Source organism: Chamaesiphon sp. VAR_48_metabat_403 (assembly GCF_031422475.1).
Taxonomy (GTDB): Bacteria; Cyanobacteriota; Cyanobacteriia; order Cyanobacteriales; family Chamaesiphonaceae; genus Chamaesiphon.
This window is the reverse complement of sequence record NZ_JANPLS010000182.1, coordinates 1-12,622: the sequence shown is the minus strand read 5'-3', so window position 1 is coordinate 12,622 and position 12,622 is coordinate 1. Positions and strand designations below refer to the sequence as shown.

Below are 12,622 nucleotides of genomic sequence, written 5' to 3'. Positions count from 1 at the left end.
GCAATAATTGAGAACCTTCGACTACAATTAAATATTTTCCGGCATTGAGTCGGTTGCGGTATGGTAGAGCATCACCAGTTCCAAAGGCAATACCACCGCCACCACCGATGAAGACACTACCCATCGCTCCACCCATGGCACCAAGTAATCCACCAATTAATCGATCGCCAATTTCTCCAGCCCAGGCAAATGTTTGTAAATTGGTAGCTAGGCTAAATCCAATTCCGGCCATGAAGCCAAATGGAACCAACCAAATTGCCATTAGTTTAGCTTGTTTTTGAGCGACTTCATTTGGATCGATCAGACCAAATTCATCAGCAGTTTTGTAACCACGACCGAGAATGTTAATTTTGTTTAATGGTAAGCCTTGTTTTTCCAACATTGTATATGCTGATTCGGCTTGGACTCGATCGGATAATACTGCGACTAGATAGTTATTCATATAGTTTAATTATAAAAGATTTCGTTAGCAAAAATTGACTTATTCGCAGCTTGCCCCAGATCCTAAATTTAGCTAGAAGCACTAGTATAGAATCTCAGTGCAAATCGCCAAACTCGATTTGACAAAATCAGTAGTACAACAGCCAAACACCCTCCACTCACAATCCACGCCGGATCTGCCCGCCCCAGCAAAGTCTGGGCAGGCACAGTGGTCAAAAATGTCACCGGCACCACAAATGTAAAAAAGAAGCGATAGGCAGCCGGATAAGCCCCAATTGGAAAACGTCCAGCCGCTAACAATCCTCGCAACACCTCAGTAATATTATAAATCTTGGTAAACCAAATACTCGTTGCCCCCAGCATAAACCACAGACTATACATAATCACTACCCCAAATAGTAGTGGTACAGCAGCAAATAGGTAAGCACTCACGCCGATTCCCAGTAAGCTGCCGGCATAAACAATAATCGCTAACCCAAATAATAAATCTGGTAGTCCCCACAAGGAGAAACTATGAAAAGAGAGCCAAAATTGAGAATTAATCGGCTTGAGTAGTACGAAATCCAATGTGCCATCTTGAACGTGTTTGACAATCCGGTTGAGATTGCTAGCTAGAAATGTACTAGAGAACCCTTCGAGAAATGTGAAAATGCCGACGACAATTAATGCTTCTTGCCATTTCCAACCTTGGAAGTTATAGTCTTTGCGATAAAACAAAAATAGACTAAACAGACTACCCGCCAGCCCACCCAAGCTACTTAATGCGGCAAACACAAAGTTAAGTCGATATTCTAATTCAGCCGAAATCGCCGTTTTCCAAAAGATTTTAATGATGTTTAAATATCTGGACATAATCTTACGCACCCATACCTGAATACTGCTTTAGACCTTTACGCCACAGCCACCGATTGACGATCGATAGCAAGACAAACCATCCCAAAATCATCCCAAAGCTATGCACGAGATCGACTTTTAACCCGGTAATAATACTAGCGGGAAAGTTGATAATATAGGGGAATGGTGTCCATTGCGCGATCGATCTTAGCTCGGCTGGGAATAATTCAAGTGGCGCGATTGCCCCCGACAAAAAGAGATTCACTAAAAAAATTAGTTCTTGAATCGAGCTAGCTTTTTCAGTCCAAAAAGAAAACATCGCTAAAGTATATTGAATCAGAAACTGCAATCCTAACGCGCACATGGCTGCGATCGCAAACAAGCCCAGATTACTCAAGCTAGGTATCCAAAAAGCACTAGGGTAGAGGATAAAAAAGAACGAAACCAAACCAACAATAAATGGTAACCGGGCAAAACGTTCGCCAATATGCGACCAAATATGATGCCAAACGGGGTCGAGCGGCTGTAATAGCCTAAACGACAACTTCCCATCGATAATCTCGCGCTCGAAATCCCAAATTACCCAGACGACTGTAAGCTGTCTGATTAAATAAACTGCCAAGAAATAGCGGGCAAAATCGATCGAAGATAATCCAAAGTTGCCCTGTTGTGCTGCTTGAGTCCACACGCCCATTAGGATGAACGGTAACGAGCCTGAAAGTGCCCACAATAGCAATTCAGCCCGATACTCTAACATATAGGCGTAGTAAGTCACCAGCAACGATCGAGAGATTTTAAAGAATCGTTTCATAACTATAATTATATCGATCGCGTTACTCTCAGATCTAGGCGATCGAACAATTAATTTTCAATCTAACTACCCTCACGATCTCGCGGAAAAGCAATCGGGAATATTCAAGGCTAAAAATCGATCGAGCGGTAAATACATCCAATAGAGCGATAATTGGCGATCGCGACTCAAATGCTGGAAGCCTAATGCCGATGCCTGATATTCGTAACTGGGATGAATAATCATCGTATACAAATCGCACAAATTAGGAAAATCTGTCTGCATTGCCATTAATGTTTGTTGCGTATCTTCTAAAAATAAAACTCGATACCGAGCCAGATATTCGCGATCGATTGCCCAACTCCGAATAAATACCGATTCGCAATGGAGATCTCCAGCTTCAGCCATTATAAACGGATCGGTATCGCCGATCGCACTTAAATGTAAACTCTTACTAGGCGCGATAAAAAAGTTTGATGCCGAAGCCTTGAGCGTTGGATACAAAATATAGAAACCGATCGGATTGAGATTGTCCTGACGGCGTAATACGCGCATTCCACGCGGGTATTGACGCGCCCATTGACGGAGAATATTCACAATTCGGTGCGGTGTTGCTTCCGTATTGTGGTTCATCCAATTATAATTGGCTGCGAGTAAAGTAGCGATCGGAATTGCATCGCAGCGCGGATCGAAAGGGTCGATCCTAATTGTGACTTCAGGCGCGATTTCTGGCTCCAATTCGGCGGCAATAGTTAATATTTCAATCCGGCTGATATTGCCATCGAATTGCTTCCGAATCAAACCTAATGCAGCTAATTTATCTAACATCATTCCCGCCGAGCGATCGCTCCCCCGATCGCGATCGCTATAAAATAATTCGGCGGCTTCCCGATGACTGCAACTCACAGGTCGATCGAGCAAAGTAAGTTCTAACAGCGGTGGTTTTAGCTGCGGATTGCCCTCTTGCTGCTCCTTCACCAGCAGATAAACCCACAATCGCAAAAAACACTCAGCACGCGCGCGCGTCAAGCCCAGTCGCTCTACAAGGCGATCTAATATCTGTTGCTGCCGAGCAACATCCAACCACAATGCTAATTCTTTCGGTTCCATAAAATAAGTGTTTTTAAGGGCTGGGCGGGAAAATCCCCTCCGAGGAGGGGTAGCGTACATACACATTTCTGGTGAACAGCGAAATTGGTGCGAATCCCCCAACCCCCTTAAAAAGGGGACTTTAAAAGCCCCCTTTTTAAGGGGGTTGGCAGGGTGGTTTCATACAAGCAAATAAAATTGCATTTACCTATTTGCTTCGCTCTCAACCACCCGCGACTGAAGTTCGGGCTAATAGCAAAAGTCCACTGAAGTGGACTGAGAGATTTTTCTTCTGGTGTATGAAACCACCCTGCCTTTTTAAGGGGGTTGGGGGATTTAGATCTCAAAACGAAGTCCAATAGGCTTACATATAGACCTTAGCCCCAGAAAGGGGATGGCTAAAGTGGAAAATCCCCTCCGAGGAGAGGTGCCCGTTCGCGTTGGCGAAGCCTCTGCCTTAGCAGAAGCGTCTCGTTGGCGTAGCCTCTCGAAGAGAAGAGAAGGGCGGGGTGGGTCGTTTCATCTTACTTCACCCTGGTTCACCTCGATTCCGGTTACTCATTGCACCCTCACAAATCGGTCTGTGAAGATGTATTCAACAACCGAAAACACCAGGAAAACCAAACCATGAAACTCACTCAAACCCGCCGCCACATCGCCACCGATTTAGCTGGAGCCTGTCCCGAAAATCCTCACTACCTGCAAATCCGCGCTCGGATGAATAGACTAGTCGATCGCTACATTACCATCGATATTCTCAGCCAACACCTGATCGACTTACCCACTCAATTTTCTCAACCCCATGTTAGAAAATGGGAACCCATCGATTGGAAATCTATTTCCACCAGCCAAATTGTCGGAGTCGATCCAGATTTATTTATGATGCTTGTCGCTGGAGCCACCGAAATTGAAACTCCCATTCGCGAATATTCCCAAGAAACCTGGAATTACATGAAATCGATTCATCCAGGGATGGCTTATTTTATCGGCGGTACCCAAAATGCCGATGGTTCGATCGCCACTTTAGGCGCATGGGAAAAAGAAGAACGCCAACACGCGCCCACCTTCAAAAAAATTTACCAGCAGTTGACAGGCGAAAAACTGCAACCCAAGCCAAACAGCGTCAACATGCACCAATCGATCGATTCAGCGTTGAAGGCTGTCAATAACCATACCCTTAGCCGGATCTCTACCGAATGGGGAGCCGTTTCGATTTATTTATGGCTGATGGCACACTCTACAGGCGCATTACAACAAGCGATCGCGCAACCATTCCAAGATGAAGTCAATCACCTCGCTAAATTTTGGGGTTTCAGCCGTTGGGCTTTTGATGGCTCTTATTACGGACAAGTCAAAGGCTCGACAAAAAGCCTCCTGTCGCTAGCCAAACACCATCGGGGCGAGCGGACAGAAGGCAATAATCTAGTTGGTAAGGCTACGACTGTCGATGCAATCGAACTCGCATTCGTGTTCTCGCGGGTAATGGTACGAGTTCACACCTGGAATCGCGAACTCAGCCATACTCTACTCGCTCATCTGTTTGGGCAAAGTCCGATCGCAATCTAGATGGGAGCGGGGAGTAAGGAGTAAGGAGTAAGGAGTAAGGAGTAATAAACATTTTGTCTCCCAGTCTCCCCGTCCCCCCGTCTCCTCGTCCCCAGTCTCCTCATCCCCCTAATCTTTCCCGCCAGCGTAGCCAGTGGTGAGCCAGAGGATCGATCGAAAGCTATCGCGAACGGTTTTTTGAATTGGTTCCGAGGGTCTGTCACTATTAAAAGTTACAGGCTTAACCTTGATTCCTCGGCTGCCAAACACGATTTCGCCGATCGCTCTAGCGCGTTGCATGTGGTCGTCAGAAGTCACGAGATATACACTAGTAATGCCTTTAGATTCAAATCGATCGACCAGCGTTGTAAAATTGGTCACCGTATCGATCGCTCGATAATCTAGATGTAAATTGTCAGCCGCAACACCAGCCTTTTTAAAAACTCGTTTGGCATAACCTTGGGGTGCGCCGCCAGAAATCCACACGGGGAGATTGGGGTGCGTGTTGGCAAATTTTGCGGCAAAAATTTCGCGTTCTTCTTCACCACCCAAAACAAAAATTACTTGGGGTTCGATCCAAGTATTTTCAATTTCCCGATAGCCAAACCAGACAATCGGTAATAGTAACGGTGAAATCGGGACGAGCAGTTTCCACAATCGCCAGCGACGGCGGCGTGGCTTAATAATTGGATTTGAATGGGATCGGGGGATGGTGTGATGATGCGCCATGCTGCAATGAGCTTGGATGGGACAGATCTGGCAACTAGGCTATTTCTAGCAAATGCTAGGCTCAAGTTACCACAATTTACTCATCCAGACAACGGGACTGGCGGGGATCGAACCCACGGCCTATCGCTTAGGAGGCGATCGCTCTATCCTACTGAGCTACAGCCCCAAACAGCAATAGATTGTAACAGATTATTGACTGGCGACTAATTAATCTAGATATAGATATGACTCATATCTATATCTATATCTAGATTATCCAGGGGAGAGACTCGCGGGAACGATCTATTAGTCACCAGCAATTTAACTAAAACAGCTTACCGATAATATTCCCTAAATCGTTAATCGGATTACCATCGCCATCGGCATCGAGCATTTTCGTTGCCATGCCGATTAAGTCATTGTCGCCGCTAGCACCACCGAGCGTTTGCACCATGCTACTGGGATCGGTACCGCTTTGCTGACTGAATTTACTAATTGCGGCAATTGCGATCGGTGCTAGCATTCCTAATAGTTGGTTGGTAGTCCCATTATCCATCCCCGTCTGTTGACCGATCGCCGAGGCAATTGTATTCTGAGAGCCACCACCTAAAACCTGACTGAGTAAGGCACTGCCCATGCTTGCCGCACCAGCATTACCTACAAATCCCATCAGATTATCTAAAATCGAGTCATCGTTTTGCTGAGTTGCTTGGTTAATGGCATTAGCACCATCTGAAGTGTTGGCATGGTTGCCCATTGCCGATAGCAGCATCGGCAGAGCCATTCCCACCGCAGACTTGGTGGTGCCATTGTCTGCACCAATTTGTTGACTAATTTGTTGGACGACAGGGCCGCCTAATTGACTCACTAGCATTCCGATTAATGGATTCATCGTAAATCTACCTTATCTAAACAATAATTCCGAATATCGATTCTCTTGCTGACATCATCGCGTCAATGAATCGACGACAGTATTGTACACAAATATTTCAACAATCTGGAAAGATCGATTTTATTCTAATCGTCTAGCCTGCATTATTTATGATGTTTATTTTGTTGGATAGCCTGATTTTAATCAGCTTCAGGCTTTTCATACTCCTTTTTTTGCAATCCTTCATGAATAATCCAGGCTAAATTGCTGGGTTTGACATCGCGATCGTCAAGACCAAGATTATGAGATGCTAATTATAGTTCGAGACATTGGCTTGTAGGAGTGTTCTATCAAAATGCTGGCATATATCTTAGCTGTCGTAGTCGGTACTGGTAGTGTTGGTTTGTATCTCGCCGCCTTCTTTTTACCCGCAGTCCATCGCAAACAAGATTTTATTTGGAGTGGTGTGGGCTTATTTTATGCTTTATTCTTGTGGCTGTACGCTCATCAGGTAACAGGTGGAATTTTGGTGGGACAAACGTCTAGTGTCGTGCTGCTCGGTTGGTTGACATGGCAAATCTTCAATCTGCGCCGCCAAGTAGTAGAACCACTCAGCCAACAAACATCAACACCGAGTAGTGTCAATCGATCGAATCCCAAAGCCGCCAAATCAACCGCTAAACCCACCACTACCGTCCCAGACGCTTCAACACCACTGGCTAACGCCAGAGTACCCGCTAAAGCCGCTACAACACCCGATCGGGCTGCTAAATCTACCCCACCAGTTACACCCGTCGGTACGGAAGCTCCACCTAGAGAGCGAAAAGCAGCTCCAGCAACCGTTGGCGGAAAGCCCGCTCCCCTGGAGAATCGGACTTCGCAACCCGCAATTACTCCTCCAGCTCCAACACCCAGTAATATCGATCCGGCGAAAACTGCACCTGTCGAGCGAAAAACCGCTCCCCTGGAGAATCGCACGCAACCTGCAAATACACAGCCAACCGCACCCCCAGTAGCACCGCCACCCCCCAGTAATCTCGATGCGGTGATAGCTCGATCTGGAGAGCAAAAAACTTCTCCTGCACCCGCTCTCAGTTCGCAGCCAGCAATTCCACCAGCTAATCCAGCATCGCCGCAATCGCTCCTTGACGAGCTAGAAGAAGAGCTAGCCTGGATTACCCTCGAAGTCAAGCCAGCTCCGGCTCCGCCGTTAGGCACTCCCACTCAACCGCCATCGGCACAAATTCCCCCACCGCCTCAACCAAAAGTTGTCCCCGAAGTCGCACCAGATCGAAATATCCCTCCAGATACGATTCAAACTACTGCCAAAATCGATGCTGAAGATGGAAAGTAGTTTTCCATGACGCTCGATCGAATCGTACGTAATTTTATATTTGATAAATAGGAGCGAATCTTAAATGAACAAAGGGCGACTAGAAGCATTTAGCGATGGAGTTATCGCGATTTTGATTACCATTATGGTATTGGAATTAAAAGTACCTCATCAAGATACTTTAGATGCACTGCGTCCGTTATTCCCAGTCATCCTCAGCTATATACTCAGTTTTATTTACCTAGCAATTTATTGGAATAATCACCATCATTTATTTCAGGTAGTCGATCGTGTGAATGGAAGTATATTATGGGCAAATCTACATCTGTTGTTTTGGTTGTCGCTTATACCTTTTGTGACTGCATGGACTGGTGAAAATCATTTTTCGGCGTTACCAGTTGCTTGTTATGGAGTAGTAATGCTGTGTGCGGCGATTGCTTATTTAATTTTAACTATTACTCTCATTGCTCACCACGGGAAAGATTCTATGTTAGCAATTGCGATCGGGCGAGACTTTAAAGGTAAGATATCGCTCGCTATTTATGCTACTGCAATTTTACTAGCTTTTATTAATTCATTCGCAGCTTTTTCCTTATATGTCGTGGTGGCAATTATCTGGTTGATTCCAGATCGACGGATCGAACGCGCGATCGATAAATCGAAGTAAGTTAGAGGAATCCTAGAAATCGAAATAAATAAATGCCAAGCTTTCTGCGGGAGATAATAGCCAGACAACATACAGACACAGTGGAATTAAAGTTAATTTGAGATGCCAATTAAAATTTAATTTCAACACGCGATCTAATAAATATGCGAACATCATGGCAAGGGTAATGCCGATTAGAATTAATAACATTTGACTATCAGCTAACTTGAGACTTTCGACATAGATTTTAGTTGCAAACTGCGCGTCGCGCGGATATCCCCACAAATGTTGAAATACTAAATTAGAATAACTGAGATTGGGCAATCTAAACCAAATCCATGCGACACAAACTAATAATTGAGTTGAAAACCAACCGCAAATATTACCTAAGCTACTCTGCCAAAATCTCGCTAGTGGCGCGACTCGCTCCGATAATGTTTGAGTCAATCGATGGATGACAAGCGCGATACCATGAATCGCACCCCAGACAATATAGCCCCAATCTGCACCATGCCAAAGTCCAGAAATTAACATCAGTAAAAATAAATTCAGACAAGTACGCGCTAATCCTAACCGCGAACCACCCAATGGAAAATAAATATAGTCGCGCAACCAATTTCCTAAACTGATATGCCACCTCCGCCAAAAATCAGCGATACTGGTACTCAGATAAGGAAAATTAAAGTTTGTCGGTAAATTTACGCCAAACAAAATTGCCGTTCCTAAGACGATATCTACATAGCCGCTAAAATCTAGATATAATTGTAAACCATACGCAAAAATCGCTAACCAGAGATCGATACTCCCAGCTCGATCGAGATTATTAGGATCGAAAACTAGCTTGACAAATATTGCTAAGTTATCGGCAATTAAGGTTTTTTTAATCGCACCGCTAGCAATCAGCCAGCCTGCTTCTGTCAACCGTTCGATCGTCGGAAATCGTAAGTTATTTAATTGTGGTGCAAATTGATGATAATGAGTAATCGGCCCCGATACTAGCTTGGGAAAAAATGATTTATATGCAGCATATTTAAGTAAATTTCCAGTTGCGGGACTGCCTTTATAAACATCGATTAAATAAGCCGCCGATTCAAAACTGAGGAAGGAAATACCTAAAGGTGGTAAAAAGTTGGTTTTGAGCCATACTGCCAGCGGCTGAATTTCGGCTGGATTTATCGGAGCAAAGATACTGACTATAAATGGAATATATTTAGCAGCAACTAGTAATAAAATATTGAAAAAGATCCCAGCAATTAAAACTCTTTGCCGCTGCTGTTTTCCTCTTGGCAACCACCGCCAAAAGTAGTCATCACCCAGTCGATCTTGAATTTCTTTGTATTCAATAATTTGGCTTTCCAATAGTAGTTTGCCAATCCAATAATTCACCAAAATCATGGCTAAAATTATTGGAAAATATTGAATCTGACGAAAAGAAATATAAAAGCAAATACTAGAGATTACTATTACCCATAGCTTCTGATTTTGCTGTTTGGCGATTCCCCAATAAAATATTAAGGTGATGCACAGAAAAATTGCATACGCAGGCGATATGAATTTCATTTATGGTGAATAGTAGATAGTAAATGGCTATTTTCGATCGATGGTAGCATTGACAGCCGAGCCTTTCCAGGGAATAGTTTCGACTCGTGATAGATACCTACTCACATCGCCCGCGCCAATTTGATTGAGATGACTGGGATCGGAAAAGCGATCGTAATTTTGGTCTAAAATACCATCCATATTGACAAAGGTGAGTTGTTGCGAATCCATTAATTTTTGCATGTATTCTGTAAAAGTAACTTCATGTTGACGACGAACTTTGTCTAAATAAATATCTGATAAGGGCATATTGACAAATACCAATGGGATCTTATGACTTGCTAATAAATCGATCGTGCGATCGAGTGCCCGATTTTGAAGCCCTAATAATTGAAAATTGGCATAATCGCCATCGCTGTCGCCAGTAACTTTAGTGTATTTTTGATAATAGGTAGCCGGATCGAATTGTAAATCGATCGCCAAAAAGCCATCGAAATCAATTTGGCGGGGACCATCTTTATCTTCGGTAGCATCGAGCAAGGCGGCTGAATCGAGATCGATCGCGGTATTATTACGATCGGAAATCTGGAGCGTCGCTGGAATTCTGGCTTGCAACCAACTTTTAAGTCGATCGCGATGGTGATAAGCTGGTGACAATCGATCTAAGCGACGATCGAAGGCATTATCGATTGCCCGATAAGTATTTTGAAAAGAAGATTGTGCTTGAGATAACGATGAATTATCGTCATCAATTCCCGATATTAACGCTAATTGGCGATAGCGATCGGATGAAATAATCGCATCGTAAGTGCGATCGATCCGACTGCTATTAAATGCCCTCGCGCCGTCCGCCCAAATTACTAATTTTGGTAACTGCTGCGGCATTAATAATCGTCGCAAAATTAAATCGACAACTTGAGCGGTGGCACCATTAATTCCAAAATTATAGAGTTTAGGATTGGTATAACCGCGATCGACTAAACTGCGTCGCAATGCTTCGGGATCGACACCCCTGAGCGCGCGCGAACTACCGACAATTAAGACATCGGGTACGCCGTGTTGCAAACAGCGCAACTGGTATTGAGCCAATTTCTGTTCGAGCAGGGGATTATTAAATGATAATTGCGCGTTAGTCGTGGCTGAATGAACGGTAAGATTTCTGGCGGCTAATGCATATTTAATAACTAAATCGCTGCCGATCGTCAAACCGCAACCCATTACCAATAACAATAGCGATGGTTGCCATTTAAAGCGAGGATGATAAGCTAATTGACTAGTTTTGCCGATCGTCATTTGGGATTGCCAAATTCCGGTATTCGCCAGGTATGCACCGATTTTTTGTCCCCAATCGACCTTTGCCCGATTGGTGCGTGGGGGCTGCGCTGGAAGTGGCGTGACAATCGGGGGTAAAATGAGCTGTGGCGCATCAAAATCCACCCCATAAGTCCAACGTGAGATCGATTGCCCAGAGATGCGTCCGTGAACCCGTAAGCCTTTAATTGCGGGCAATTGCAATTGCCTAATTACCTTCACAACAGTCGTGGCAACTTGACTTTGAATCGGACAAATCGGTGCTTCGCTCATGATGTGGAGCAGCGGCGGTTGCAACAGCAGAGAGATATTAATTCCGCCACTTTCAAAACACCGTTCGAGATCGGGATTGAGCAATCGTTCGAGGATAAATCTTATTGCCTCTTCATCACCGCGTGCGGCAATAGAAATCGGTGTTGGCGAATAATTCGGATTGCCCAACGCAGGCAGATCTAGCCAGTGAACCCACACTGGTGGCTCGTCTATCTGTCCGACTAAATCGGGTTGAGATTGAATACCATGAATGGTGGCTCCTTGAATACCTTGCGGCGTGAGCGAAATTAGTAATGGTGCGATCGTATCGAGGACGATTTTTTTTGCAGGAAATCTCGCCGACTGCGAATTTTTGAGCGTACAAAAAATCTGTAATGTCAGATTTTTCAAGACTGCACTAACCTGAATTTCTTCAGGTGCTAGAGCCATATTTAGTAATTTAACGATCGCTTGCACATCGCCCCACCGTGCCCAACTCCTAAGTCTCACAGTAGGTGGTGTCAGATCGATCCGCAATCGCCAATCGGGAATTTGCTTACCCGTAGCTACTCGTGCCGAAAATCTCGAAAACTGCACGATCGCATCTTGAAAGTGCTGAAAATTCAGGCTGCGAAGACTTTTAGCCAGCAGTTCGGCAATTAGTTGAGAGTCGAGCGCAGTTTGGGCGTAACATCTAATCCAGAGCCGATACTCCAAAACTTGCCAGTAGGCATCAGCCGACTGAAACGTAGTCTGTGCCTCGTCGTTAGTAAATTCAGCTATCTGCGGCTGATGTTGGAGCGAAAACTCAAACCTCACTCCCAGCGGACTAAATACCTGCTGTAAAGCTTGGAAAATTGAGCGTTGCTGCTCTGATAAATCCTGGGTTTGGATGAAAGTAGTCTCCCCAGATGCAGGATGAGGATTAACCTCAAACATCGGTATGGGTAGATCGTAACGCTCTCGTTCAAAATAAATAGGTTCGGTCAAAATGCCACCTGCACAACATCTAACGATCGGTAAAAAACAGCTCTCCAGCAAACCAATCGCTCACTATCATATCGATCTGTCGGTCGATTTGTGCAGATCTCTAAATACTGGATTTTTAAATAGGCTTTAGGCTTTAGAGGATGTTTGGAAAGTATAAACAGGTACCAGTAGAGAAAAAGCTTCCGCGAATTGTTAGGCTGAATAAAATTCAAAACTTAGACAGCCATCGAGGAAGCCATGAGTCAAGCCTACACGACGGAACTAACAGTAGAA

The 12,622-nt window shown here is 44.6% G+C and carries 11 protein-coding genes and 1 tRNA gene; 3 read left to right on the top strand and 9 right to left on the bottom strand.

The genetic code is table 11. The features are described 5' to 3' along the window. The 4 genes from RMO79_RS08775 to RMO79_RS08760 all read right to left on the bottom strand — a co-directional run. Positions 1–442: hypothetical protein (locus RMO79_RS08775; RefSeq protein WP_310482734.1), on the bottom strand; the 442-nt coding region annotated here is incomplete at its 3' end. Between the two features lie 68 nt (positions 443–510). Continuing rightward, positions 511–1,293, bottom strand: coding sequence for an ABC transporter permease (locus RMO79_RS08770; RefSeq protein ID WP_310482733.1), 783 nt, complete (start codon positions 1,291–1,293; stop codon positions 511–513). 4 nt (positions 1,294–1,297) lie between these two features. Continuing rightward, complete coding sequence (locus RMO79_RS08765) at positions 1,298–2,086, bottom strand: ABC-2 family transporter protein (RefSeq protein ID WP_310482732.1); 789 nt, start codon at positions 2,084–2,086, stop codon at positions 1,298–1,300. Between the two features lie 72 nt (positions 2,087–2,158). Beyond that, positions 2,159–3,175: a hypothetical protein gene (locus tag RMO79_RS08760; RefSeq protein WP_310482731.1), complete on the bottom strand. Its 1,017-nt coding sequence runs from the start codon at positions 3,173–3,175 to the stop codon at positions 2,159–2,161. A gap of 606 nt (positions 3,176–3,781) precedes the next feature. Between RMO79_RS08760 and RMO79_RS08755 the strand changes: the two genes are divergently transcribed. Continuing rightward, positions 3,782–4,720, top strand: a complete 939-nt coding sequence (locus tag RMO79_RS08755) for a hypothetical protein (RefSeq protein WP_310482730.1) — start codon at positions 3,782–3,784, stop codon at positions 4,718–4,720. A gap of 108 nt (positions 4,721–4,828) precedes the next feature. On the opposite strand, the gene RMO79_RS08750 is transcribed toward RMO79_RS08755, so the two are convergent. The 3 genes from RMO79_RS08750 to RMO79_RS08740 form a co-directional block, all read right to left on the bottom strand. Further along, entirely contained in the window at positions 4,829–5,428 is a 600-nt protein-coding gene (locus RMO79_RS08750; protein WP_310482729.1) for a YdcF family protein, read from the bottom strand. Positions 5,429–5,520: 92 nt separating this feature from the next. Next, positions 5,521–5,594 (bottom strand) — tRNA-Arg (locus RMO79_RS08745). Positions 5,595–5,732: 138 nt separating this feature from the next. Next, entirely contained in the window at positions 5,733–6,299 is a 567-nt protein-coding gene (locus RMO79_RS08740) for a DUF937 domain-containing protein (RefSeq protein WP_310482728.1), read from the bottom strand. Between the two features lie 334 nt (positions 6,300–6,633). Between RMO79_RS08740 and RMO79_RS08735 the strand changes: the two genes are divergently transcribed. Together RMO79_RS08735 and RMO79_RS08730 are read left to right on the top strand one after the other, a co-directional pair. Then, entirely contained in the window at positions 6,634–7,632 is a 999-nt protein-coding gene (locus RMO79_RS08735; RefSeq protein WP_310482727.1) for a Ycf66 family protein, read from the top strand. Positions 7,633–7,696: 64 nt separating this feature from the next. Continuing rightward, complete coding sequence (locus tag RMO79_RS08730; protein ID WP_310482726.1) at positions 7,697–8,278, top strand: TMEM175 family protein; 582 nt, start codon at positions 7,697–7,699, stop codon at positions 8,276–8,278. A 12-nt stretch (positions 8,279–8,290) separates the two neighbouring features. Here the strand turns inward: RMO79_RS08730 and RMO79_RS08725 are convergent, their stop codons facing one another. After that, on the bottom strand, positions 8,291–9,817 hold the full coding sequence (locus RMO79_RS08725; RefSeq protein WP_310482725.1) for an MBOAT family O-acyltransferase: 1,527 nt from the start codon (positions 9,815–9,817) through the stop codon (positions 8,291–8,293). Between the two features lie 27 nt (positions 9,818–9,844). After that, positions 9,845–12,349, bottom strand: a complete 2,505-nt coding sequence (locus tag RMO79_RS08720; protein WP_310482724.1) for a hypothetical protein — start codon at positions 12,347–12,349, stop codon at positions 9,845–9,847. Positions 12,350–12,622 lie beyond the last annotated feature (273 nt).